Annotated in this window: 23 protein-coding genes; 8 read left to right on the top strand and 15 right to left on the bottom strand. The window is 68.4% G+C overall.

The features are described from left to right. Positions 1-22: 22 nt before the first annotated feature. The gene (gene rpsG, locus BMW88_RS03770) at positions 23-493 is read right to left on the bottom strand and encodes a 30S ribosomal protein S7 (protein WP_065915967.1); all 471 of its coding nucleotides are present in this window, start codon (positions 491-493) and stop codon (positions 23-25) included. 1 nt (position 494) lies between these two features. Further along, positions 495-869, bottom strand: a complete 375-nt coding sequence (rpsL, locus tag BMW88_RS03765) for a 30S ribosomal protein S12 (protein WP_030473471.1) — start codon at positions 867-869, stop codon at positions 495-497. A 290-nt stretch (positions 870-1,159) separates the two neighbouring features. On the opposite strand from rpsL, the gene BMW88_RS03760 reads away from it, so the two are divergent. From BMW88_RS03760 to BMW88_RS03725, 8 genes are all read left to right on the top strand, one after another. Beyond that, complete coding sequence (locus BMW88_RS03760; protein ID WP_089949038.1) at positions 1,160-1,651, top strand: hypothetical protein; 492 nt, start codon at positions 1,160-1,162, stop codon at positions 1,649-1,651. A 49-nt stretch (positions 1,652-1,700) separates the two neighbouring features. After that, positions 1,701-2,159 (top strand): LppU/SCO3897 family protein, encoded by a 459-nt coding sequence (locus BMW88_RS03755; RefSeq protein ID WP_143115958.1) that lies wholly within the window; start codon positions 1,701-1,703, stop codon positions 2,157-2,159. After that, positions 2,156-2,605, top strand: a complete 450-nt coding sequence (locus BMW88_RS03750) for an LppU/SCO3897 family protein (RefSeq protein ID WP_089949036.1) — start codon at positions 2,156-2,158, stop codon at positions 2,603-2,605. The genes BMW88_RS03755 and BMW88_RS03750 overlap by 4 nt, the downstream gene beginning before the upstream one ends. Positions 2,606-2,631: 26 nt before the next feature. Continuing rightward, positions 2,632-3,456 carry a phosphotransferase family protein gene (locus BMW88_RS03745; RefSeq protein WP_177220931.1) on the top strand — a complete coding sequence of 275 codons (825 nt, stop codon included), beginning with the start codon at positions 2,632-2,634 and terminating at the stop codon, positions 3,454-3,456. A 39-nt stretch (positions 3,457-3,495) separates the two neighbouring features. Next, positions 3,496-3,804, top strand: a complete 309-nt coding sequence (locus BMW88_RS03740; protein ID WP_089949034.1) for a TFIIB-type zinc ribbon-containing protein — start codon at positions 3,496-3,498, stop codon at positions 3,802-3,804. Positions 3,805-3,895: 91 nt separating this feature from the next. Then, on the top strand, positions 3,896-4,342 hold the full coding sequence (locus BMW88_RS03735) for a hypothetical protein (RefSeq protein WP_089949033.1): 447 nt from the start codon (positions 3,896-3,898) through the stop codon (positions 4,340-4,342). Next, complete coding sequence (locus BMW88_RS03730) at positions 4,339-4,776, top strand: hypothetical protein (protein ID WP_089949032.1); 438 nt, start codon at positions 4,339-4,341, stop codon at positions 4,774-4,776. Before BMW88_RS03735 ends, BMW88_RS03730 begins: the two co-directional genes overlap by 4 nt. Before the next feature lie 97 nt (positions 4,777-4,873). Next, positions 4,874-5,155, top strand: a complete 282-nt coding sequence (locus BMW88_RS03725; RefSeq protein WP_089949030.1) for a DUF4287 domain-containing protein — start codon at positions 4,874-4,876, stop codon at positions 5,153-5,155. A gap of 406 nt (positions 5,156-5,561) precedes the next feature. Here BMW88_RS03725 and BMW88_RS03720 read toward each other — a convergent pair whose 3' ends face one another. The 13 genes from BMW88_RS03720 to BMW88_RS03660 form a co-directional block, all read right to left on the bottom strand. Continuing rightward, positions 5,562-9,458, bottom strand: coding sequence for a DNA-directed RNA polymerase subunit beta' (locus BMW88_RS03720; RefSeq protein ID WP_089949029.1), 3,897 nt, complete (start codon positions 9,456-9,458; stop codon positions 5,562-5,564). Between the two features lie 100 nt (positions 9,459-9,558). Beyond that, positions 9,559-13,044, bottom strand: coding sequence for a DNA-directed RNA polymerase subunit beta (gene rpoB, locus BMW88_RS03715; protein WP_089949027.1), 3,486 nt, complete (start codon positions 13,042-13,044; stop codon positions 9,559-9,561). A gap of 852 nt (positions 13,045-13,896) precedes the next feature. Continuing rightward, complete coding sequence (locus BMW88_RS03710) at positions 13,897-14,826, bottom strand: hypothetical protein (protein ID WP_143115957.1); 930 nt, start codon at positions 14,824-14,826, stop codon at positions 13,897-13,899. 29 nt (positions 14,827-14,855) lie between these two features. Continuing rightward, positions 14,856-15,356: a nuclear transport factor 2 family protein gene (locus tag BMW88_RS03705; RefSeq protein ID WP_089949024.1), complete on the bottom strand. Its 501-nt coding sequence runs from the start codon at positions 15,354-15,356 to the stop codon at positions 14,856-14,858. Next, positions 15,356-16,585: an MCE family protein gene (locus BMW88_RS03700; RefSeq protein ID WP_089949023.1), complete on the bottom strand. Its 1,230-nt coding sequence runs from the start codon at positions 16,583-16,585 to the stop codon at positions 15,356-15,358. The genes BMW88_RS03705 and BMW88_RS03700 overlap by 1 nt, the downstream gene beginning before the upstream one ends. After that, complete coding sequence (locus BMW88_RS03695) at positions 16,582-17,787, bottom strand: MCE family protein (RefSeq protein WP_089949021.1); 1,206 nt, start codon at positions 17,785-17,787, stop codon at positions 16,582-16,584. The genes BMW88_RS03700 and BMW88_RS03695 overlap by 4 nt, the downstream gene beginning before the upstream one ends. Further along, positions 17,784-18,950 (bottom strand): MCE family protein, encoded by a 1,167-nt coding sequence (locus BMW88_RS03690; RefSeq protein ID WP_089949020.1) that lies wholly within the window; start codon positions 18,948-18,950, stop codon positions 17,784-17,786. The genes BMW88_RS03695 and BMW88_RS03690 overlap by 4 nt, the downstream gene beginning before the upstream one ends. Beyond that, a complete protein-coding gene (locus tag BMW88_RS03685) occupies positions 18,947-19,957 on the bottom strand; it encodes an MCE family protein (RefSeq protein ID WP_425434599.1) in 1,011 nt (336 codons plus the stop codon). The genes BMW88_RS03690 and BMW88_RS03685 overlap by 4 nt, the downstream gene beginning before the upstream one ends. After that, positions 19,945-20,976, bottom strand: a complete 1,032-nt coding sequence (locus BMW88_RS03680) for an MCE family protein (RefSeq protein WP_089949018.1) — start codon at positions 20,974-20,976, stop codon at positions 19,945-19,947. The genes BMW88_RS03685 and BMW88_RS03680 overlap by 13 nt, the downstream gene beginning before the upstream one ends. Beyond that, positions 20,973-22,280 (bottom strand): MCE family protein, encoded by a 1,308-nt coding sequence (locus BMW88_RS03675; RefSeq protein ID WP_089949016.1) that lies wholly within the window; start codon positions 22,278-22,280, stop codon positions 20,973-20,975. The genes BMW88_RS03680 and BMW88_RS03675 overlap by 4 nt, the downstream gene beginning before the upstream one ends. Beyond that, on the bottom strand, positions 22,277-23,086 hold the full coding sequence (locus BMW88_RS03670) for an MlaE family ABC transporter permease (protein ID WP_089949014.1): 810 nt from the start codon (positions 23,084-23,086) through the stop codon (positions 22,277-22,279). The genes BMW88_RS03675 and BMW88_RS03670 overlap by 4 nt, the downstream gene beginning before the upstream one ends. Further along, entirely contained in the window at positions 23,086-23,868 is a 783-nt protein-coding gene (locus BMW88_RS03665; RefSeq protein ID WP_089949012.1) for an MlaE family ABC transporter permease, read from the bottom strand. Before BMW88_RS03665 ends, BMW88_RS03670 begins: the two co-directional genes overlap by 1 nt. Continuing rightward, positions 23,865-24,923 (bottom strand): ABC transporter ATP-binding protein, encoded by a 1,059-nt coding sequence (locus tag BMW88_RS03660; protein WP_089949011.1) that lies wholly within the window; start codon positions 24,921-24,923, stop codon positions 23,865-23,867. Before BMW88_RS03660 ends, BMW88_RS03665 begins: the two co-directional genes overlap by 4 nt. Between the last annotated feature and the right edge of the window lie 146 nt (positions 24,924-25,069).

Below are 25,069 nucleotides of genomic sequence, written 5' to 3'. Positions count from 1 at the left end.
TGTCTCCAGACCGGGCGTCACATCACCAGCGGTAGTGGGCGAAGGCCTTGTTGGACTCGGCCATCTTGTGCGTGTCCTCACGGCGCTTGACGCTCGCACCGAGACCGTTGCTCGCATCGAGCAGCTCGTTCATCAGACGCTCGACCATGGTCTTCTCACGGCGCTGCCGGGAGAAGGTGATCAGCCAGCGCAGCGCCAGCGTGGTGGAGCGGCCGGGCTTGACCTCGACGGGGACCTGGTAGGTCGCACCACCGACGCGGCGGCTCTTCACCTCGAGAGCCGGCTTCACGTTGTCGAGCGCGCGCTTGAGCGTGACGACCGGGTCGGTGCCGGTCTTCTCGCGAGCACCTTCGAGGGCTTCGTAAACGATCTTCTCCGCCACCGAGCGCTTGCCGTCGACCAGCACCTTGTTGATGAGCTGGGTCACCAGCGGCGAGCTGTAGACCGGGTCGGAGATCAGCGGCCGCTTCGGGGCCGGTCCCTTGCGGGGCATCTCAGCTCTTCTCCTTCTTCGCGCCGTAACGGCTGCGAGCCTGCTTGCGGTTCTTCACACCCTGGGTGTCGAGAGAGCCACGGATGATCTTGTAACGAACACCCGGCAGGTCCTTCACACGACCGCCACGCACGAGCACCATGGAGTGCTCCTGAAGGTTGTGACCCTCACCGGGGATGTACGCCGTGACCTCGATACCGCTGGTCAGCTTCACGCGAGCGACCTTGCGCAGTGCGGAGTTCGGCTTCTTGGGGGTGGTGGTGTAAACGCGGGTGCACACACCGCGCCGCTGCGGCGAGCCCTTGAGGGCCGCCGTCTTCTGCTTCGCCACCTTGTCCTGGCGGCCCTTGCGGACCAGCTGCTGGATCGTTGGCATTCGCCGGCTGCTTCTTCCGTCTTCTCGGGCTTCCCTTGCGGTTCACCCTCGTGTTTCTTGTTCCCTCTCTGCACCCGAGGTCGGGCGTGTCGCCCGCTCCCAAGGTCCGCAGGCAACAGTTCAACTGTCCCTGCGAGTGGAGGACACCACGGCCTCACGGGCACGCGGAGCGGCCCGACATGGGTCGGGCACGAGTAGCAAAGATACCCGCCCACGTCTACCTGGGTCAAAACGGGGGTACCGCACTCACCCGTGCGATAGACATGGTCACCGGGATCCACGGTACTCGGGTGGCGGAGAACGCGTTGAAGCTCAACCTGCTGGTCTACGGCATCGCAGCCCTCGTCATCGGGATCCCGGCGGTGCTGATCGGCCGCGACCTGCTGACGACGGAGGCTCTCGTCGGCCAGTGCGCCAGCCAAGTGGCGAACGTCTCGGAGCTGAGGTTCGAGGAAACCGGCTGCAAGAAGAGGAAGAACAGCCCCGGCTACGAGGTGGGTGCGATCGCGGCGAACTGCCCGGACGGCGACTACATCGCCGTGCCGAGAGGCGGCGAGAAGACTTGCTACCTCTCGCGCGCCGCCATCGGCGTGTGCTTCGTGACGAAGCAGTACCCGAACGTCGACCAGCCGGTCCACATCCGCGGCAACTGCGAGGAACAGAACGCCCGCAAGAGCGTGGACGTCCTCCACGACACGTTCGACAAGTCGCGGTGCCCGGGTCCGGACCTGGCCCTCGCCTACTCGAAGCCCGCCAGGACCCTCTGCCTGGAGAAGGCGTGACGCGGTGTGGCGCCAATGGATCGTGCCGTCCGTCCTCACCCTTCTGTGCGTGGCAGGACTCACAGCGCTTCTTCCGCGAGAGGAGCCCGAACCGGCCACGCCGACGTCCGCGCTCTGCTTCGAGATGGCCGGCGGGAGCAAGTCGGTCGGCCCCCGGCAGGTCGACTGCTCCGCGGGCGAGGTGTCGTACCGGGTCGCGCTGACGGTCGAGTCGCCGGACTGGTCGCTGGATCCGGGGGCCTGCCCCGAGGGCCCCTACCTCGCCTTGCGCTGGGGCACCGGCGACACGATGTGCCTCGCTCTCTCCGTGCGGGAGGGCGACTGCCTGTCGTACGTGAAACCGCGCAAGGGGACCAAGCCCGGTGAGCTCGGGCGGACCGACTGCACGAACGAGCCGTACGCGGAAGTGAGGAAGGTCGTGACGGGTGAGCGCCTCAGTTGCGGTCCGGGGCAGAAGGCCGTGCACTACTCGCAGCCACCCCTGACCATCTGCCTGGAGGAGCTGTGAGGACCGCCCTCCTGGTCGCGGCTCTCGCGCTGGTGCTCTCCGGGTGCTCCGGCTGGCACGAGCAGGCGGGCGTCGGCGAGTGCGCCAAGCAGGTCGACGTCAACGACACCAGCATCAACATGGCCAAGGTGGACTGCTCGTCGCAGGAAGCCGTGTACCGGGTGTCGTCCCGCGAGAAGCGGTCGCTGTGCCCGACCGGCGACTACCTGGAGGAGTCCTCCGGCCGGTCGAAGAAGACCGGCAAGACGCGGTACTGCTACGTCTTGAACGTGCAGGAGGGCGACTGCCTCAAGGCGGTCAACCGGTACTTCCAACGGGTGACGTGCGGGGCCGGGACGCGCCGGGTCACGAAGGTCGTCGACGGCAGGTCCGACCGCTCGTTGTGCGCCGGCCAGGACTCGAAGACCTACTCCCAGCCGATGAAGACGATCTGCATCGCCGAGTGAGCCAGCCGGCCTGGTTCACTGTGCGCGTGGACGACCTGATCGCGGCGATGGCCTCGCTGACCGGCTCCTCCGCCGATCCCGAGGTGCTCGGCGGTGACCGCGGCGACGTGGTGGTGGTGCGCCTCGGCGACGTGGTGGCCAAAGCGCATCCCGCGGACGCCGACGTCGAGGCGTTGCGGCAGCGGGTGGAGATCGCGGCGGCGCACCCGGAGCTCCTGCTGCCGCCGGTGAAGCCGCTGCAGTTCGTGGACGACCGGCCGGTGACGATCTGGCCGTACGGGACGCCGGTGAGCCCGGCGGACCCCGACGCGGCCCCCTGGGAGGAGAGCGCGCAGCTGCTCGCGAAGCTGCACGCGCTGCCCGTGCGGGGACCTGCCGCGGGCGCTCCGGAACGGATCGTGCGCGCGATCCGGGCCCTGCCGCCGGACCTGCCGCACGCCGGCGTCGTGCTCGCGGCGTTCGACGTCCTGCCGCCGTTGACCATGAACGGCAGGGCCCTGATCCACGGCGACTGGCACCTCGGGCAGCTCGTGCACAGGGGTGCGTGGCGCCTGATCGACGTGGACGACCTCGGGGTGGGCGACCCGGTCTGGGACCTGGCGCGACCTGCGGCGTTGTTCGCGTGCGGGATCCTGCCGGGGGAGCTCTGGGCGAGGTTCCTCGGCACCTACCGCGACACGGGCGGCGTGGCCGTGACGACATCGGAATGGGACGCGCTCAACATCCCGGCTCAGGCGTACGTTGTCCAGATGGCAGCGCGGGCACTGGTGACTGGCCGGCAGGCAGTGGAACCGCTGGTCGACGCCTGTCGCCGGATCGTCGCGACGCACGGTGGCGGCGACCGCGGCTAATATCGATTTTGTCCGGTCCCAGCCAGGAGGCTCATCACGATGCAGTGTCCCAAGTGTCATGCGAACATGCGCACGTTCGACCGCATGGGTGTTCACATCGAGCAGTGCGACGGCTGCCGCGGGGTCTTCCTCGACTACGGCGAGCTCGAGTCGATCACCCGCCTCGAGGCCCAGATGCAGGCTCCGCCGCCCGCCCCGGCCCCGCCGCCCGCTGCCTACCCGCAGCCCGTCCAGCCCGCCTGGGGCGCCGCCCCGCAGCAGGTCCACCACCACCACGGTGGTCACGCCGGCTACGGCTACGGCCACCGCAAGCACCGCGGCCTCGGCGGTCTCTTCTTCTCCTCCTGACCTCGTGAACGGCCCCGGATCCCATGGTCCGGGGCCGTTGACGACTACCGAGTTTTGCCGGGATAATCGGTAGTCAACGGGAGGAGCACCCATGTCTGTCGCGACCGAGGCCGCCCAGATCCGGCACCTCTTCGAAACGATCGAGGAAATCGAGTCCGTGGCATCGTCCCTGGCAGAGGACGACGAACGCCGCCGCAAGCTCGACGGCGTGGTCGCCAGGACGCTCCGCCAAGCCCCACCCGTCCGCCCGGTGGTGGCGGGCGAGCTGCTCGACCTCACCGAGAAGACCGTGAAGGCCTGGGCCAGGGAAGGCGTGCTGGCCATCCACAGCCAGGAACCGCGCATGCTGCTCGACACCGTGCGCCTGCACGAGGTGCTCCACCTCGTCTCGGACCTCCGCCGCGCGGGCAAGACCCGCGGCCTGATCGACGAAGTCCACCGCCGCCTGAGCGACCAGTCCCTGCTCGACCGGTCCGACCTCGCCACCTCCCTCGACGAGATGCGCAGCGGCAAGGGACGCGTGGTCCGCTCAGCTTGATCGAAGTAGTCGAAACCCACACAGCCCACGCCCAGGCCAACGGCCTGCGCGGCCGAGCCCGCGTCGCCTACGACCGCTTCCTGGACGAACTGGCCCACTCGGGCTGTGCCGCCCTGGGCTACCGCGTGACGGGCCCGGAACCCCTCCCCCGCCTCTGCGTGAAACACCTCCGAGGCGCCGACCGAGTCGTGGTCGCCTTCCCGTCCCCGCAGGTCGTATGGGTACTCCTGGTGGGCCCGCACGACGACGACCCCGGCCTGGACCTCTACGAGGCCCTCTACGAAATGGCCGGCGTCCGCCCGAGACTCACCGAGAAGCGCACCAAACCCCGCTGCTGCACCGACGAGTCCGGCGTCCCACCCCTGGTGGACGAACACCTGGTGGACGACCTCGTGATCAGAGCCAGAGCCCTGGCCAGAGCCCGTCGCCGCTAGGGCATTACCCCCTCCTCACGTTGTTCGCCGACAATAAATATTGTCAAGACGACTCCGGTTGTCCTAGGCTTCGCGCCGACGACGAACGGAGACCACGATGTCCTTCCAGGCCTACCTCGACGGCGCGGAGAAGAAGACCGGTAAGACGCCGGCCGAACTGCTGGCGGAAGCCGCGGAACGCGGGTACGACGGCACCACGAAGGCAAGCGTGGTCCTGGAGTGGCTGAAGACCGACTACGACCTGGGACGCGGCCACGGCATGGCGCTGTACCACGTGCTGAAGAACGGCCCGGGGATCAGCGACAAGCACGTGGGAAGCCAGGGCAACCACCGCGACGAGTCGACGACGCTGCGCTTGGACGGCATCGCCAACCGCTGACCCAAGACCGCGATGCCGCGGGCGAGTCGTCCGGAGCGCAGCTCCGCAACGCGACCAAACCACGAAACAACAAGCCGCCCACAGCAACAGGCGTGCCATCAACCCGCCGACGGCGCCGGATCCCCGGATCAGATTGCCGGGGGTCTGGGGGCAGCGCCCCAAGGGGCAGCACGCAACCGCAACCCCGCCAACTCAACCGGGGAGCCCAACCCACCAACGCCCCAGGCACCCCAACCCACCAACGCACCAAACCCCCGCCAACCCCGACCGAAGCCCCACGCCACAACCCCAAGCTGACGCGGGCGTCCCCCCGATCCGGGACCCCTACAACTCAACCGACTCAGCACCCCCGACACAAAACGGCCCCCGGAGCTGCAAGCTCCAGGGGCCGTTGCTGCACTGATGACTAGCGGTAGTCCCGACCGAAGTCGTAGTCGTCCAGCGGCACCGCGGCACCGGTCCCAGTCCCGAAGACGTCGGGCGTGTAGTACCCGTCGTCGTACGAAGGAATGGCGTAGGCGGCAGCCCGCGCCTCCTCCGTCGGCTGGACCTGGATGTTGCGGTAGCGGTTGATACCCGTACCAGCCGGGATCAACTTACCGATGATCACGTTCTCCTTGAGACCGATGAGCTTGTCCGAACGCCCGTTGATGGCGGCGTCGGTAAGAACTCGCGTGGTCTCCTGGAACGACGCCGCGGACAACCAGGAATCGGTGGCCAGCGAAGCCTTCGTGATACCCATCAGCACCGGACGACCGGCGGCCGGCTCGCCACCCTCGGCGACGACGGCGCGGTTGCCCGACTCGAAGTCCGCGCGCTCGACCAGCGAGCCCGGGAGGAACTCCGTCGCACCCGAGTCGATGATCGTGACCCGGCGCAGCATCTGCCGGACGATGACCTCGATGTGCTTGTCGTGGATGGCCACACCCTGGGCGCGGTACACCTTCTGCACTTCCTGCACCAGGTGCAGCTGGGCCTCGCGCGGGCCCATGACGCGCAGGACCTCGTGCGGGTCCGGGGTACCTTCCAGCAGCTGCTGGCCGACGTGCACGTGGTCGCCGTCCTGCAGCGGACCGGTGGCCGTGTTCGCGAGGCGCTGACGCTTGGACAGCTTCTCGAACACGATCTCCTCGGAGCCGTCGTCCGGGATCAGCGTGATCTTCCAGAAGCGGTCGCCGTCCTCGATGCGGACGCGGCCGTCCACGTCGGCGATCGGCGCCTTGCCCTTCGGGACGCGGGCCTCGAAGAGCTCCTGGACACGGGGCAGACCGGTCGTGATGTCGTCACCGGCCACACCACCCTGGTGGAACGTGCGCATCGTCAGCTGCGTGCCGGGCTCACCGATCGACTGGGCGGCGACGATGCCGACGGCCTCGCCGACGTCGACCAGCTGGCCGGTGGCCATCGAGCGGCCGTAGCAGGACGCGCACACGCCGACCGCGGACTCGCAGGTCAGCACCGAGCGCACCTTCACGCGGAGGATGCCGGCCTCGACCAGCGACTGGAGCGCCGGGTCGCCGAGGTCGTCGCCGCGGTTCAGCACCAGGTTGCCCTGGGCGTCGGTGATGTCCTCCGCGACCGTGCGGGCGTAGACCGAGGTCTGCGCGAACTCGTGCAGGACGACCTTGTCGCCCAGCTGCTCGCCGACCGTCATGTTCACGCCGCGCGAGGTGCCGCAGTCGACCTCGCGGATGATGACGTCCTGCGAGACGTCCACCAGACGACGGGTCAGGTAACCCGAGTCGGCGGTGCGCAGCGCGGTGTCGGCCAGACCCTTGCGGGCACCGTGCGTCGCGATGAAGTACTCCAGCACCGACAAGCCCTCGCGGAACGAGTTCTTGATCGGGCGCGGGATGTACTCACCCTTCGGGTTGGTCACGAGACCACGCATACCCGCGAGCGAACGGACCTGCGTCATGTTGCCGGCGGCGCCGGACTGCACGATGACGCGGATCGAGTTGTCCTCGGGGAAGTTGTCTTCCATGATCTCGTGGACCTGCTCTGTGGCCTTGGTCCACACCTTGACCAGCTCGGAGTTGCGCTCCTCGTGGGAGAGCTGACCGCGCTGGTAGCGCTTCTCGACGGCGTCCGCGAGGCGCTCGTGCTCCTCGAGGATGTCCTGCTTCGCCGCGGGGACGAGGACGTCCGAGATCGCGACCGTCACACCGGAGCGGGTGGCCCAGTGGAAACCGGCGTCCTTCAGCTTGTCCAGCGTCCGGGCGACGGTGACCATCGGGTACCGCTCGGCGAGGTCGTTGATGATCACGGCCTGCCGCTTCTTGGGCATGACCTCGTTGATGAAGGCGTAGTCCTGCGGCAGGATCTCGTTGAACAGCACGCGACCCAGCGTGGTCTCCGCGAGCCACGGCTGACCGGGCTCCCAGCCCTCCGGCTCCTGCCCCTTGGGCGGGTTCTTGTCGGAGACGCGGATCTTCACCATCGCCTGCAGGCCCAGGACCTTGCGGTCGAACGCCATCAGGGCCTCGGCGGGCGACGAGTAGAAGTGGCCCTCGCCGATGTCGCCGGGCTTGTGACGGGTCAGGTGGTACAGGCCCGTCACCATGTCCAGACGCGGCATGGCCAGCGGCTTGCCGGACGCCGGGGACAGGATGTTGTTCGACGACAGCATCAGGACGCGGGCCTCGGCCTGCGCCTCGGCGGACAGCGGCAGGTGGACTGCCATCTGGTCACCGTCGAAGTCGGCGTTGAACGCTTCACAGACCAGCGGGTGCAGCTGGATGGCCTTGCCCTCGACGAGCTGCGGCTCGAAGGCCTGGATGCCGAGGCGGTGCAGCGTGGGTGCGCGGTTGAGCAGCACCGGGTGCTCGGTGATGACCTCTTCCAGCACGTCCCACACGGCCGGGCGCGCACGCTCGACCATCCGCTTGGCGGACTTGATGTTCTGCGCGTGGTTGAGGTCCACGAGCCGCTTCATCACGAACGGCTTGAACAGCTCCAGCGCCATCTGTTTGGGCAGACCGCACTGGTGCAGCTTGAGCTGCGGGCCGACCACGATGACCGAACGGCCGGAGTAGTCGACGCGCTTGCCGAGCAGGTTCTGGCGGAACCGGCCCTGCTTGCCCTTCAGCAGGTCGGACAGCGACTTCAGGGGCCGGTTGCCCGGGCCCGTCACCGGACGGCCGCGGCGGCCGTTGTCGAACAGCGCGTCGACGGCCTCCTGCAGCATCCGCTTCTCGTTGTTGACGATGATCTCGGGCGCGCCGAGGTCGATCAGTCGCTTGAGGCGGTTGTTGCGGTTGATGACGCGGCGGTACAGGTCGTTCAGGTCGGAGGTCGCGAAGCGGCCACCGTCGAGCTGCACCATCGGGCGCAGGTCCGGCGGGATGACCGGGACGCAGTCCAGCACCATGCCCTGCGGGTTGTTGCGGGTCGCCTGGAAGGCGGCAACGACCTTGAGGCGCTTGAGCGCACGGAGCTTCTTCTGGCCCTTACCGCTGCGGATCGTCTCGCGCAGGATGTCGGCCTCGGCGTCGACGTCGTAGTCACCCAGGAGCTTCTGGATGGCCTCCGCGCCCATGGCACCGGTGAAGTAGTCGCCGTAGCGGTCGTACAGCTCGCGGTAGAGCAGCTCGTCCGCGATCAGCTGGGCGCGCTCGAGCTTGGTGAAGGTGGACCAGATCTCGTCGAGCCGGTCCAGCTCGCGCTGGGCGCGGTCGCGGAGCTGGCGCATCTCGCGCTCGCCGCCCTCCTTGACCTTGCGGCGGACGTCGGACTTGGCGCCCTCCGCCTCCAGCTCGGCCAGGTCGGCTTCCAGCTTCTGCGCACGCGCCTCGACGTCCGCGTCGCGGCGGTTCTCGACGCGCTTGCGCTCGACCTGCATCTCGCTCTCGAGCGTCGGCAGGTCGTTGTGGCGCAGCTCGGCGTTCACGCCCACGATGACGTAGGCGGCGAAGTAGATGATCTTCTCGAGGTCCTTGGGGGCCAGGTCGAGCAGGTAGCCCAACCGGCTGGGGACGCCCTTGAAGTACCAGATGTGCGTGACCGGAGCGGCGAGCTCGATGTGGCCCATGCGCTCACGACGCACCTTCGCACGGGTCACCTCGACGCCGCAGCGCTCACAGATGATGCCCTTGAAGCGCACGCGCTTGTACTTGCCGCAGTAGCACTCCCAGTCCCGGGTGGGACCGAAGATCTTCTCGCAGAACAAGCCGTCCTTCTCGGGCTTGAGCGTGCGGTAGTTGATGGTCTCGGGCTTCTTGACCTCGCCGAAGGACCACTGGCGGATGTCGTCCGCGGTCGCGAGACCGATGCGGAGCTCATCGAAGAAGTTGACGTCGAGCACGTCTACTCTCTTCCCCTTTTTATATCGGTGGCAAAGGAGCTGGTCGGAGGGCCGGCGGAGGGGACGCGGGAGGCATCCCCTCCCCCTGCCGGCGAGGTGACTAGTTGACGACGTCGTCCACGGAGGGCGACTCGGACCTCGACAGGTTGATGCCGAGGTTCGCGGCCGCGCGCTCCAGGTCCTCGTCGTCGCCGTCGCGCATCTCGATCGCGGCACCGTCCGAAGACAGGACCTCGACGTTGAGGCACAGCGACTGCAGCTCCTTGAGCAGCACCTTGAAGGACTCCGGGATACCGGGTTCCGGGATGTTCTCGCCCTTGACGATGGCCTCGTAGACCTTCACGCGGCCGAGCACGTCGTCGGACTTGATCGTGAGCAGTTCCTGCAGGGTGTATGCGGCGCCGTACGCCTGCATCGCCCAGCACTCCATCTCACCGAAGCGCTGACCACCGAACTGCGCCTTACCACCCAGCGGCTGCTGCGTGATCATCGAGTACGGGCCGGTCGAACGCGCGTGGATCTTGTCGTCCACCAGGTGCAGCAGCTTCAGGATGTACATGTAGCCAACCGACACCGGGAACGGGTACGGCTCGCCGGAGCGGCCGTCGAAGAGCTGCGCCTTGCCGTTCTCCTTGACCATCCGCTCACCGTCGCGGTTCGGGATGGTGGAGCCCAGCAGGCCCGTGATCTCCTCTTCCTTCGCACCGTCGAACACCGGGGTGGCGGTCTTGGTGCCGGGCTCGACCTCGTACAGCTCCTCGGACAGGTTCTTCGCCCAGTCCGGGTCGCCGTTGATGCTCCAGCCCTGCTTGGCGATCCACCCGAGGTGGGTCTCCAGCACCTGGCCGATGTTCATACGACGCGGCACACCGTGCGTGTTCAGGATGATGTCGACCGGCGTGCCGTCCTCGAGGAACGGCATGTCCTCGACGGGGAGGATCTTGCCGATGACGCCCTTGTTGCCGTGGCGGCCGGCGAGCTTGTCGCCGTCCTGGATCTTGCGCTTCTGGGCCACGTAGACGCGCACGAGCTCGTTGACGCCCGGAGGCAGCTCGTCGTCGTCCTCGCGGGAGAACACGCGGATGCCGATGACCTTGCCGTACTCGCCGTGCGGCACCTTCAGCGACGTGTCGCGGACCTCGCGCGCCTTCTCACCGAAGATCGCGCGGAGCAGGCGCTCCTCCGGCGTCAGCTCGGTCTCGCCCTTGGGCGTGACCTTGCCGACGAGGATGTCGCCCGGCTGGACCTCGGCGCCGATGCGGATGATGCCGCGCTCGTCCAGGTCGGCCAGGACCTCCTCGGAGACGTTCGGGATGTCCCGGGTGATCTCCTCGGCGCCGAGCTTCGTGTCGCGGGCGTCGATCTCGTGCTCCTCGATGTGGATCGAGGTGAGAACGTCGTCCTGCACGAGGCGCTGCGACAGGATGATCGCGTCCTCGTAGTTGTGGCCTTCCCACGGCATGATCGCCACGAGCAGGTTCTTGCCGAGCGCCATCTCGGCGTTCTCGGTGCACGGACCGTCGGCCAGGACCTGGCCCGCCTCGACCCGGTCGCCCTCGTTCACGATGGGCTTCTGGTTGATGCAGGTGCCCTGGTTCGAGCGGCGGAACTTGTGCAGCGCGTAGGTGTTGCGCGCACCGTCGTCCGCCATGACCGTGATGTAGTCGGCGGAGACCTCCTCGACCACACCGGTCTTCTTCGCGACGACGACGTCACCGGCGTCGACCGCGGCGCGCAGCTCCATGCCGGTGCCGACCAGCGGCGACTCGGAACGCAGCAGCGGCACGGCCTGGCGCTGCATGTTCGCGCCCATCAGGGCGCGGTTGGCGTCGTCGTGCTCGAGGAACGGGATCATGGCGGTCGCGGCCGACACCATCTGGCGCGGCGAGACGTCCATGTAGTCGACGTCCATCGGGTCGATGAACTCGACCTCGCCGCCCTTCTTGCGGACCAGGACGCGGTCGTCGGTGAAGTTGCCCTCGTCGTCGGTCGGCGAGTTGGCCTGCGCCTTGACGAAGCGGTCTTCCTCGTCCGCGGTCAGGTAGTCGATCTGGTCGGTGACCCGGCCCTCGACGACCTTGCGGTACGGCGTCTCGATGAAGCCGAACGGGTTGACCCGCGCGTACGAGGAGAGCGAGCCGATCAGGCCGATGTTCGGGCCTTCCGGCGTCTCGATCGGGCACATGCGGCCGTAGTGCGACGGGTGGACGTCGCGGACCTCCATGCCGGCCCGCTCACGGGACAGACCACCGGGACCCAGCGCCGAGAGGCGGCGCTTGTGGGTCAGACCCGCGAGCGGGTTGGTCTGGTCCATGAACTGCGACAGCTGCGAGGTGCCGAAGAACTCCTTGATCGCCGCCACGACGGGACGGATGTTGATCAGGGTCTGCGGCGTGATGGCCTCGACGTCCTGCGTGGTCATGCGCTCGCGGACGACGCGCTCCATGCGGGACAGACCGACGCGGATCTGGTTCTGGATCAGCTCGCCGACGGTGCGCAGGCGGCGGTTGCCGAAGTGGTCGATGTCGTCGACCTCGACGGGGACCTCGGTGCCGTTGGCGCCGTCCATCATCGTCTCACCGGCGTGCAGGCGGACGAGGTACTCGATCGTCGTGACGATGTCGTCCTCGGTCAGCACACCGGTGTTGATCTCGGTGTCCAGGCCCAGCTTCTTGTTGACCTTGTAACGGCCAACCTTGGCGAGGTCGTAGCGCTTGTCCTTGAAGAACAGGTTCTCCAGCAGGGCCTGCGCGGACTCCTTCGTCGGCGGCTCGCCGGGACGCAGCTTGCGGTAGATGTCGAGCAACGCCTCGTCGGTACCCGCGGTGTGGTCCTTCTCGAGCGTGGTCAGCAACGTCTCGCTGAACGCGAACCGCTCGCGGATCTGCTCCGTGCTCCAGCCCAGAGCCTTCAACAGCACCGTCACCGGCTGGCGACGCTTGCGGTCGATGCGGACACCCACGGTGTCGCGCTTGTCGACGTCGAACTCCAGCCAGGCACCCCGGGACGGGATGATCTTGACGCTGAAGACGTCCTTGTCCGTGGTCTTGTCGACCGCGGTGTCGTAGTAGACACCCGGGGAACGCACGAGCTGCGAAACCACAACCCGCTCGGTGCCGTTGATGATGAACGTGCCCTTGTCCGTCATCATCGGGAAGTCACCCATGAACACCGTCTGGCTCTTGATCTCGCCAGTGGTGTGGTTGGTGAACTCCGCCGTGACGAACAGCGGTGCCGCGTACGTCATGTCCTTGTCCTTGCACTCTTCGGTCGAGGCCTTGACCTCGTCGAAGCGCGGGTCGGAGAAGGACAGTGACATGGAGCCGGAGAAGTCCTCGATCGGCGAGATCTCGTTGAGAACCTCTTCGAGACCGCTCGTCGGGGTCTCGTCACCGGCGTCGACCCGGCGCTGGAACCACGCCTCGTCGCCGGTGAGCCATTCGAAGGACTGAATCTGCAGGTCGAGCAGGTTGGGCGTCGAGAGCGGCTCGTGGATCTTTGCGAACGAGACGCGCTTCGGCGCTCCAGGGATCCCCGACGTGGAGTTGGTCGCAGCAGTGGCCTTGGTCGCGCGAGAGATCGCCAAGATGCGTCCTTCCAGGGACAAATAGCTGGCTAGAGCGAACTAGCACGGCTGTCAAGGGTGCGGCGCTGCTCGACTAATCCACGCTCTCGGCGAAGGGCAAGCGGAAAATGGGCAGCGCAAAGGGGCAGTCTAGCCACGCGCACGGCGACTGTCGAGAGGCACCTGGAAGGACCCTCCTCTTGCTCACCGACAGAGTGACCCTGCATGAGCGCGCAGTCAAGATGTTGCGGATCGATCCACCCTCTGGATGGAGCGAAGTTTACCGGAGGTCACGCAATTGACCTGCGCAAACACGGATGCGGCCGATTCGGTGGGAGTTTGACGGTCTTCAAGTGGTCTTACAGAGCGCCACGAGATCCATGTGACTGAGATCACGCGTGTCAGGGCTGGCGGAGGGTGTGCCCGGGGTGCATCCAGGGCACTCCGGAGAGTTGTTGATCTTAGCGGAGGGCTGGGCGGCGGGCGCACCGGCCTGAGCCAAACGATCTCGGGTGGCGGCTGGGGTGAGCTGCCAGCTCGGGTGGGGGTGCCGGCTCGGAGGGTGTCGGATCGGGGTGCCGGCTCGGGTAGGCGGGCGGCTCGGGGGCCGGCGGCTCAGGTGAGCTGCTGGCTCAGGTGAGCTGCTGGCTCATGTGAGCGAAGGGGTCGGCCAAGTAGAAGCTCGGGCGAGCGGAGGGTTCGACCGGGGCGGAGGCTCGTGCGAGCAGGGGCCCAGGCAGGCGGAGCGCAGGTGCGTCGCGCGGCCGCCAGGCGAGAGGCCGGTCCGAGCGCGAGCGTGCCGCTGTGCCCCGTCCGACCGCCACCGGTCGCGTCCGGCCACCTCTCCTCGGCGCCGTGTGACCCGCTCGCGGCTCAGCAGCCCTGGAGCTGGCGATTCTGCTCGGCGGTCGCGCCGAACATCTCCAGGTTGTCGATCTTCCACCGGCCGCCGTCGTCCTTCGCGCTCACGCGCAGCATGGCCGTGCCGCCGCCGGACTGGTTGTCGGTGGTGCGGGTGGTGACCTGGTCCGCGAAGACCAGCACGGTGGCATGTCCGTTCTTGAGCGACGACACGGCTGACGACACCACACGGACGTTCACGACGAGCTTCTGCTGCGGCGCGACCTCCTTCACCGGGCCGAACACGGCGTTGTACTGGCACAGGGCCTTGCCGGTGAGCAGCTCCTTCGCCGCCTTCTCCGTGGCCGCGACGTCGGCGAAGTTGTACGAGAACGACTTCTCCACGGCCTCGCGGACCTGGCCGTTCACCGACGAGGTGGTCGCGGGGTCGACCAGCGCGGCGTCGTAGGACACCGAGCGGGACTTCACCAGGAAGAACGTGCCGAGGCCACCCAGCAGCCCGCCGATCACGAGCAGGACCACCGGCAGCACCCAGGCCGGCCGGACGGGCGCGGACCCCGAGGGGTCCGGCTCGGGCTTCTTCGCGGCGACGGGCTCGGGCTTCTTCGCGGCGGACGGCGCGGGATCGGCCGGCTCCGCGGCCTCGACGACCTCCTCGGGCACGACCTCGGCCTCAGCAGGCGCGGCAGCCTCGGTGACCTCGGTCGGCCCGGCAGGCGCGACGGTCTCGGCAGCCTCAGCGGGCGCGGCGGGCGCGGCGGGCGCAACGGGCTCGGCAGGCGCAACGGGTGCAGCGGGCTCGGCAGGTGCAGCGGGCTCGGCAGGTGCGGCGGGCTCGGCGGGTGCCGGGGCGGGCGCGGGCGGGCGCCGGTTCAGACCGGCGACCCTGGGGCGGCCTCCTGCCGGTGGCGTGGGGATGGGGCGGCGGCGGGATGGGGGCACGTGCACTCGTCCAATCAACTCGCGCCGGGTCAGACGCCGGCCCGCAGCGGGCCGAGCTGGCTCAGCTTCCAGCCGTCGTCGGTGCGGGTCAGCTCGGTCAGGAATCGGTTGATCTTGGTGACCTGCTGACCGCCGTCCGGCGTCACGGTGCTCTCGACGACGGCGATCACCGACGCGGTGCCCGCGCGGTCGTCGAGCTCGGTGACGGCGGCGTCGAGGACCTTCGACGTGGTCACGGACTTGGCCTCGACGAGCTGCTTCTTGCGCGAGTCCCGGTCCTTGTCGATCTCGGCGCGCAGGTCGCCGGTCGACGAGCTGAGCCAGCGCTGCAGGTCCTCGTCGACCTTGCGGTAGTCGAGCGTCAGGAAGTTCGCGATGCCGACCTGGCCCGAGCGCAGGGCTTCGTCGCGCTCGGCGGCGAACCGCGCCTCCGCCGAGTTCGCCGCCGAGTACCAGGCCACGCCGGAGTAGGCGGCGTAGCCGAACATCAGCACCGCGAAGGCCGCGGCGACCACCGTGAAGATCCGCACTACTTCTTCCCCTCCGGCACCCCGAGCAGCTGGCCCAGCGACGTCAGCAGCGGCAGCTCCGGCACCGCCTGCTGCCCGGCCGGCTCCTGGCCCGGCTGCGTCGTCGCGTTGCCGACCGGCGTGGTCGGCGTTCCTCCGTATGGAGCATTCTGCGAGCCTCGCACCGATGTCGCCGACCCGCGCGCGAGAGCGCAATAGGCCTGTGTGTTCAGCGGCGCGGCCGAGGTGTCACTGCCCGGACGGATGGTCGTGCCCTCGTAGCCGACGGTGCACGGCATCGGGTCGAAGACGTTCAACGCGAGCCCGAAGTGCGCGGTGCCGTCACCAGGGGCCACGGTGAAGCCGCCGCCGACGACGATGGGGTACGTCACCGCGAGCTGCTCCAGGCCGTCACGCCTGGTCACGAGGATGTTCGACGTGGTCAGCAGGTTCGCGAAGACCACCCCGAGGTTGGGCCCGCTCTCCTTGAGCAACGCCGAGACCTGCTCCGCCGCCGGCGGCACCGCCACGATCAGCCTCCGCAGGTCGCCGTCGGAGGCCTTGAGCTGCTCCGCGAGCAACCGCAGGTCACCGCTGAACGAGCGGATCGCGCCGCCCTGCGAGGCCTGCGTGGCCAGCACGATCCGGCCGTCCTTCAGCAGCTGGGTGGTCTGCGGCAGGTGCTCCTTGGCGGCCCGGGTGAACGCCGCGGTGTTGTCGATGAGGACCTGCAGGTCGCCACCGGTGCCGTTGAACGCCGTGTGCAGCTCGTCGACGACCGTCCTCAACGAGTCGGTGGGCACCGACGACGCGAACGCGTCCAGGTTCGACAGCAGCCCGTCGACGGGAGGCGGTGTCTTCGTCGCCGAGCGCGGGATGACCGACCCGGCTTCCAGGTACGGGCCGCCGTCGCTCTTGGGCCGCAGGTCCACGTACTGCTCGCCGACCGCCGACCGGTTGGCCACGACGGCCTCGGTCGCCGCCGGCACGCGCGGCGCGTCGGCGTCCAGCTCCAGGTCCACCTCGATGCCGTCCGCGGTCAGCCGGAGCTGCCCGACGCGGCCGATCGTGACGCCGCGGTAGGTGACCTCGGCGTTGGTGAAGATGCCGCCGGAGTCGGCGAGCTGCATCGTCACCACCGTCGACGCCGGCTTGAACAGGCCGATGTAGGTCGCGCTGACGTACGAGACGCCCAGCAGGGCGACCAGCACGAACGCGCCGATCTTGAGCTTCGTCGACCGCAGGATCACTTGCGAGCACCTCCCAGCAGACCGCCGAGCAGGTCGCCCAGCCCGGACCCGGTGCCCTGCCCAGGGTTCGGCAGCGGGATGTTCGGCAGCGGGATGTTCGGCAACGGGATGTTCGGCAACGGCAACGGCGTGCCCTGGCTGGGCGGCAGCAGCGAGTCGATCGGCGACTGCCGCGACCGCCCGAGGTTGTCGAGGACCGTGCCGAGGTTCAGGTCGAGGTCGATGAACGCGTTCGTGTAGTCGCCCTTGATGCCGTCGACCGCCTCGTCCGGGAACGGGTAGGTCAGCATCAGCTCGAGCGCCTTCGGCAGGTTCTGCCCCGACTGCGCGAGCTTCGTGAGCGTCGGCTGCAACGCCTTCAGGTCCGCCACGATGTCGTCCCGGCTGCGGTTCACCGTGTCCACCGCGACGTCGGAGAGCCTGCTCAGCGACTGCAGCAGCGTCACGAGCTGCGTGCGCTGCTCGGCCAGCACCCGCAGGCCGGGTTCCAGGCCGGTCAGCGCCACCGCGATCTTCTCGCGCTGCTGCGCCAGCGTCCCGGCGAGCCGGTTGATCGAGTCGACCGCGCGGACGATCTCCGCCTTGTGCTCGTCGAGCTCCCCGACGAACGTGTTCAGGTTGCCCAGCAACGAGCGGAGTTCCTCCTCGTTGCCCTCCAGGGCGGCGTTGAGCTCCTTGGTGATGTTCTGCAGCTGCGCGACGCCACCGCCGTTGAGCAGCATCGACAACGCGCCGAAGACCTCTTCGACCTCGGGGTTGCGGTTGGTCCTCGACAGCGGGATCACGGCGTTGTCCGCGAGCCTGCCCGCGGGCGGCTGCGCCTGCTCGTCCTGGGCGGGTTTGCCCAGCTCGACGAACTTCTCGCCGAGCAGCGCGGACTGGCGCAGCTTCGCGAACGCGTTGGCCGGTAGCTGCACGTCGCCGTTGACCAGCATGGTGACCTCGGCGGTCCAGCCGTCGGCGCCCAGGTCGATCCTCTCGACCCTGCCGACCGGCACGTCGTTGACCTTCACGCCCGCCTGGGGCACGAGGTCGAGCACGTCCTTGAACTGCGCCTTGACCCGGTACGGGTGGTCACCGACGTCGGCGCCGCCGGGCAGCGGCAGGTTGTAGACGCCGTCGAACCCGCCGGAACCGCAGCCGGAGACGAGCAGCAGCGCCGTCAGCCCGGCCACCAGCCTCCCCACCGCGCCCGGCCTCATCGGGGCACCCCCGCGAGCGGCAGGGGCAGCGGCAGCCTGCCCGCGTTCAGGTCGCCCAGGACCTCCGCTGGCGACTTCAGCGGAACCGCGCCCGTCAGGAGGGGCTCGAGCTGCTTGCACGTCTGCGCGAGCACCGGCGGCACGGTGTTCGGCGTCGCCTGCTGGATGAGCTTGCAGATCAGCACGATCGGCGGCTGGTTGAGCTCGTTGATGTTGGCGCGGGTGTCGAGCGTGCCGGACGCCGCGTTGTAGGAGTTCTGCAGGTTGCCCAGGGCCAGCGGGGCGACGTCGAGCGTCTCGGCGAGCGCGGCGCGCTGGTTCACCAGCACCTGCGTGATCGACGCGAGCTTGTCGACGTTGGACTTGAGCGCCTCGCGGTTGTCCTTGACGAAGCCCTGCACCTGTCCCAGCGCGGTCGCCAGCTCGTTCAGCGCGGCGCCGAGGTCGCCGCGTTCGTCGGCGAGCATCTTCGACACGTCCGCGAGCTGGTTGTTGAAGTCGCGGACCTGGCTGTCGTTCGCGGCCAGCATCGCGGTGAACTTCTGCAGGTTGTCGACGGTGGCGAAGAGGTCCTCCTTGGACCCCGACAGCGTCCGCGTGGCCTGGCCGAGGTTCTTCAGCGTGTCGTTGAGCGCCTGGCCGTTGCCCTCGAGGTTCTTCGCCGCCGAGTTCAGCAGGTCCGCCAGCGCGCCGTCGGCGTTGGCGCCGTTGGGCCCCAGCGCGGTGGTGAGCTTGTCCAGCGAGGAGTAGAGCTCGTCGAGCTCGACCGGCGTCGCCGTGCGCTCGCGCGGGATCACGGCGTCGTCGCCCAGCGCCGGTCCGCCGGTGTAGGCGGGCGCGAGCTGCACGTACCGGTCGCTGACCACGCTCGGCGAGACCACGACGGCCTGCGCGTGCTGGGGGATCCGCACATCCCGGTCGACGGTGAAGACGACCTTGACGGTCTTGCCCTCCGGCGTGACCTCGTCGATCGTGCCGACCTTCACGCCCAGCACCCGCACGTCACCGCCGGGGTAGACGCCGACCGCCGCGGCGAAGTGCGCGGTGACCTTGCGCCCGTTCATGCCGTTGAAGACCCACCACAGCGCGGCTGTCACGACCAGCGCGAGCACGCACGCGACCGCGATGAACCGGCCGATCTTGCTGTGAGCCGCTGTTGTCATCGCTGCACCCCCGGAGGCAGGCAGCCTTCCTCGTTGAACCCGACGACGCCGAGGTTCACCGAGGGCGGCAGCAAACCGCAGATGTACGTGTCGAACCAGCGCCCGTTGCCCAGGGTGTTCGCGAACACCCGGTAGAAGGGCGCCATCAGCGCGAGGCTGCGGTCGAGGTTGTCCTGGTTGCGCTGCAGGATCGTGGTGACGCGGCCGAGCTGCTCCAGCGCGGGCCTGAGCTGGTTCTGGTTGTCCTGCACCAGCCCGCTCAGCTCGCGGGAGAGGTCGCGGGTGCCGGTCAGCAGCGCGCTGATCGCCTCGCGGCGCTTGCGCAGCTCGCCCAGCAGCAGGTTGCCGTCCGAGAGCAGCTTCTCGAACTCGGCGTTGCGGTCGGCCAGCGTCTTGGTGAGCTGCCGGGTGTTGTCCAGCAGCTTGGCGAGCTGCTCGTCCCGCGAGGAGATCGTCTTCGACAGCGCGGACAGGCCGTCGAGCGCGCCGCGGACGTGCTCCGGCGAGTTCTTGAAGGTGTCGGACAGCACGGTGAAGCTGTCCGCGAGCTGCTTGGTGTCGATCTGGCCGACGGTCGTCGCGAGCCCGTTGAACGCCTCGTTCACGTCGTAGGGCGCGAGCGTGCGGTCCTTCGGGATCGGGTCGCCCGGGCTCAGCGGCTGGCTGCCCTGCGGGTCCAGCGCCAGGAACTTCTGCCCCAGCAACGTCTTGATGCGGATCATCGCGGTCGTCCGGTCGCCGACCCAGGCGTTCTTGACCTTGAACGTGACCCGCACGCGGTCGCCGTTCAGCTTCACCTTGGTGACCTTGCCGACCTTCACGCCGGCGACGCGGACCTCGTTGCCCGGCACGAGTCCCGCGGCCTCGCTGAAGTCGGCGGCGTAGCTCGTGCCGCCGCCGACGATCGGCAGGTCGTCGGAGTAGAACGCGGCCAGCAACAGCAGGGCGATCAGCGTCAGGCTGATGGCGCCGGTCCTGATCGGGTTGCTCTGCTTCATCGGCGGCACCTCTGTTGGGTCACCGGCAACGCCGTGATCGGAATCGGGTTGGTGATGACCGGCGGCACGGCGACCTGACCGCTGGCCTCGCACAGGTAGAAGTTGAACCACGAGCCGTAGGTCGCGGTCCGCGTGATCGTCTCCAGCTTGTTCGGCAGGCGCTGCAACATGCCGTCGACCAGTGCCTCGTTGTCCCCCAGCGTCTTCGAGACGATGCCGAGCTGCGCGATGTCGTTCCTCAGCGGCTCGCGGCCCTGCTCCAGCAGGCCGGAGGTGGCCTGCGTCAGGTCGCCGAGCGCGGTGATCGCGTCACCGATCGGCTGGCGGTCCTGCGCGAGGCCCGAGACCAGCGTCTGCAACGTGACCACGAGGTTGTTGAAGTCCTCGTCGCGCGAGTTCACGGTGTCGAGCGCGGTGTTGAGGTTGTCGACGACCTCGCCGATCACCCTGTCCTTGCTCGCGAGCGTGCTGGTCAGCGACGCCGTGTGCCGCAGCAGGCTGTCGATAGTGCCGCCTTCTCCCTGCAGCACCTGGATGATCTCGAACGACAGCTTGTTCACGTCCTCCGGCGACAGCGCCTGGAAGAGCGGCTTGAAGCCGTTGAACAGCACGGTGAGGTCGAGCGCGGACTTGGTGCGCTCCAGCGGGATCGTGCCGCCCTCCGGGAGCACGGCACTGGTGTCACCGGTGCCCGCGTCGAGGGCGATGTACCGCTGGCCCACCAGGTTGCGGTACTTGATCGTCGCGGTGACCGACCCCGGCAGCCTGCGGTCGCCGTCGATCGAGAACTCGACCTCGGCGGTCTTGCGGTCGACGACCCTGATCTCGTCGACCTGCCCGACGCGGACGCCGGCGATGCGGACGTCGTCACCGGAGTTGAGGGCCGTCACGTCGGTGAACTGGGCCTTGTACTCCGTGGCGCCGGCGAGGTTCACGTTGGCGATGGTCACCGCGAGCAGTGTCGTCGCGAGGATCGTGACGACCGCGAAGGTGATCAGCTTGAGCAGCGGGGCGAGCACGCCTCTCATTTGACCGTCACCTCCGTCCCGCGCACGAGCGGTCCGAGCAGCAGGCTGGACCAGCCGGGCATGTCCCGCGGGTCGGCGCCGATGCGCGGGCCGAAGAGCGCCGCGATCATCCTGGCCTCCTCCGGCGAGTTGGCGAGCCGCAGCACGTCCTGCGCGGACGAGGGCACGGTGGCGCCGGGCGGCAGGACCCCGTCGGCGCTCGTGCGGGCGGGCGGCGGCGAGCTGGAGCCGTCCTGCACCGGCCCCTCCGGCGGGTACTGCGGGAACGGGTTCGGCCGCGGGATGAGGTCGTAGCAGCGCGGACCGCGCTTGTCCCGGTACTCCGGCTCGTCGAGGTTCGGCTGGTACTTGCCGCGGTTCTGCGTGATCTCCAGCGTGATGTGCAGACCGGGCTTGTCCGTGCCCGCGCCGAACGCCTTGCTGATGACCGGCTCGAACTCCGCGAGGCCCTTGAGCAGGCACGGGTACTCGGGCGCGTACTTGGCGAGCAGCTCGAGCGTCGGACGGCCGGTGTCGGCGAGCGCGATGATGTTGTTCTTGTTGACCGTCACGAAGCTGGTGACGTCCTGCGAGGTCGTGGTCAGCGACCCGTACAGGGCGAGCAGGTTGTCGCGCTGCTCGACGACGGTCCTGGTCGTCGTCGTCATGTCGGTGAGGGCCTGCAACAGGTCCGGCGCGGCGTCGGCGTAGACGTTCGAGACGTCCGCGAGCTTGGAGATGTTCTCCTTCAGCGCGGGGAGCTGCGGGTTGAGCTCGCCGAGGTAGGAGTCGAGCGACACCAGCGTCTCCCCGAGCGGCTTGCCGCGGCCGTCGAGCGCCTGCGACAACGCGGTCAGCGTGGTGGCGAGCTTCTCCGGCTGGATCGCCTGCAGCACCGGCATCAGGTTGTCCAGCACGCGTTCCAGCTCGATCGCGCTGCTGGTCCGGTCCTGCTCGATGACGGCGCCGTCGGTGATCGCCGCGCCCTTCTGCCGCGGCAGCACGAGGTTCACGTACCGCTCACCGAACAGCGTCTTGGGCAGCAGCCGCGCGCTGACGTTGCCGGGGATCTGCGCGACCTTGTCCGGCAGCAGGGCGAGCTCCAGCTCGGCGCCGTCGCCGCTGGTGCGCACGGCCTTGACCGACCCGACGATCAGGCCGCGCACCTTGACGTCGCTCGCGGTCTGGAGCTGGTTGCCGATGTGGTCGGTCTTGAGCGTGACCTTCACGTAGTCGCTGAAGACGTCCTTGTACAGCGCCACCGTGAGCGACAGGAACATCGCGATCACCAGGAGGAACGCGATGCCGAGAACCCGTTTCCTCATCCGGCGATCCTCACCGTCGTCGTCGCGCCCCAGATCGCGAGGCTCAGGAAGAAGTCGAGCAGCGCCGTCGTGACGATCGCGGTCCGCACCGCCCGCCCGACCGCCACGCCGACCCCCGCGGGCCCGCCGGACGCGCGGTAGCCGTAGTAGCAGTGGGTCATGATGATCACGACCGCGAAGACCAGCACCTTGCCGAACGACCAGAGCACGTCGATCGGGGGCAGGAACAGGTTGAAGTAGTGGTCGTAGGTGCCCGCCGACTGCCCGTAGAACTCCACCGTGATGGTTCTCGCGGCCAGGTAGCTCGTGAGCAGGCCGATCACGTACAGCGGGATGATCGCGACGAAGCCCGCGATGATCCGCGTGGTGACCAGGAACGGCAGGCTGGGGATGCCCATGACCTCCAGCGCGTCGATCTCCTCGGAGATCCGCATCGCGCCGAGCTGGGCCGTGAAGCCGGAGCCCACCGTCGCGGAGAGCGCGAGGCCGGCGACCAGCGGCGCGATCTCGCGGGTGTTGAAGTAGGCGGACACGAAGCCCGCGAAGGCCGACGTGCCGATCTGGTTCAGGGCCGTGAAGCCCTGCAGGCCGACGACCGTGCCCGTGAACACGCTCAGCCCGACCATCACGCCGATCGTGCCGCCGATGACCGCGAGCGCGCCGCTGCCGAAGCTGACCTCGGCCAGCAGCCGCAGCGTCTCCTTGGAGTACCGCTTGAGCGCGCGCGGCGTCCAGGCCAGCGCCTTGAGGTAGAACGCGAGCTGGTCGCCGAACCCGTCGAGGGTGGCCAGCGCCTTGTTCGCCATCAGCTCCCCTTCGCCGGCACGACCTGCAGGTAGATCGTGGTGAGGACGAAGTTGACGAAGAACAGCAGCAGGAACGTGATGACCACGGCCTGGTTCACCGCGTCACCGACGCCCTTGGGCCCACCGGCGGGGTTGAGCCCCCGGTACGCGGCCACGATGCCCGCGATGAACCCGAAGATCAGCGCCTTGAGCTCGCTGATCCACAGGTCGGGTAGCTGCGCCAGCGCGCTGAAGCTCGCCAGGTAGGCGCCGGGCGTGCCGTCCTGCATGATCACGTTGAAGAAGTAGCCGCCGAGCACGCCGACGACGCTCACCATGCCGTTGAGCAGCACAGACACCAGCATCGCCGCCAGCACCCTGGGCACCACCAGCCGGTGGATCGGGCTCACCCCGAGCACTTCCATGGCGTCGATCTCTTCGCGGATCTTCCTGCTGCCGAGGTCCGCGCAGATCGCCGAGCCACCCGCGCCCGCGATCAGCAACGCCGTCACGATCGGGCTGGCCTGCTGGATGATCGCGAGCACGCTCGCCGCGCCCGTGAACGACTGGGCACCGATCTGCCGCGTGAGCGACCCGAGCTGCAACGCGATGACCGCGCCGAACGGGATGGACACCAGCGCCGTCGGCAGCACCGTGACGCTGACGATGAACCAGCTCTGCTGGATGAACTCCTTGAGCTGGAACGGCCGGCGGAACGACGTCCTGACGACGTCGATGCCGAGCTGGCAGAGCTTGCCGGTCTCCCGCAGCGCACCGGCGCCGGGGAACGTCTGGGCCGTCACAGCACACCACCCCGCCGGGGCCACGGGCTCGGCACCGGCGCCACCCCGACGTGCACGCCGTAGCGCGCCCGCTCGTCGGGCGTGAGGCTCGCGATGATCCCCTGCTGCGCCTCGTGCGGGAGCTGGTGGATGATCGACATGACCCGGTCCTTGCGCCTGCGCACCGCGTCCCGGTGCGGTAGCCCCGGCGTCGGCTCGAGCTGCGGCACCACACCGCGCATGTCCTCGTCCGGCGACCCGTCCGAGTGCCCGGCGTCCGCGTGCGCCTGCTCGGCGGCCATCGTGGCCTGGTCCTTCTCCTCGGACATGCCGATGGGCCCGAGCCGCCGCCCGTTGAGGAACTGCTCGACCACCGGCTCGTCGCTGGTGAGGAGCACCTCCCTGGGCCCGAACATGACGAGCTCGCGCCGGAACAGCATGCCGAGGTTGTCCGGCACGGTCCTGGCGATGTTGATGTTGTGCGTGACGATCAGGATGGTCGCGTCGATCTGGGCGTTCAGGTCGATCAGCAACTGGCTCAGGTACGCCGTGCGCACCGGGTCGAGCCCGGAGTCCGGCTCGTCGCACAGGATGATCTCGGGGTCGAGCACCAGCGCCCTGGCCAGACCGGCCCTCTTGCGCATGCCGCCGGAGATCTCACCGGGGAGCTTCTTCTCCGCGCCGACGAGACCGACCATCTCCATCTTCTCGAGGACGATCTGCCGGACCTCGGCCTCGGTCTTGCGGGTGTGCTCGCGCAGCGGGAAGGCGATGTTGTCGTAGAGGTTCATCGACCCGAACAGCGCGCCGTCCTGGAACAGCACGCCGAACATCTTCCGGATCTCGTAGAGCTTGTGCTCGTTGCACCGCACGAGGTCCGTGCCGTTGATGATGATCTTGCCTTTTTCCGGCTTGAGCAGTCCCACCAGCGACTTCAGGAACACGCTCTTGCCGGTGCCCGACGGCCCGAGCATCACGCTGACCTCGCCGGGCGGCAGCGTGAGCGTGACGTCCTGCCAGATGGTCTGCTTGCCGAAGGACTTGGTCAGACCCTCGACGACCACCTCGACGCCCATCCGCACCTCCGCACACACCCGAGGACGCCGTGGCGATCGGCGTCACACCTGGGCAACGAGTTCGTTCGCGGCAGGTTACTCACCAGTTGGGCTAACAGCGGTTGCGGTCGGATAACGGCACGCTGCGTGACCTCGCAAAACGGTCA

Source organism: Lentzea xinjiangensis, from assembly GCF_900110955.1.
In the GTDB taxonomy this organism is placed as follows: domain Bacteria; phylum Actinomycetota; class Actinomycetes; order Mycobacteriales; family Pseudonocardiaceae; genus Lentzea; species Lentzea xinjiangensis.
Note: the sequence above shows the minus strand (reverse complement) of the source record. Positions and strands in the feature narration are given on the sequence as shown.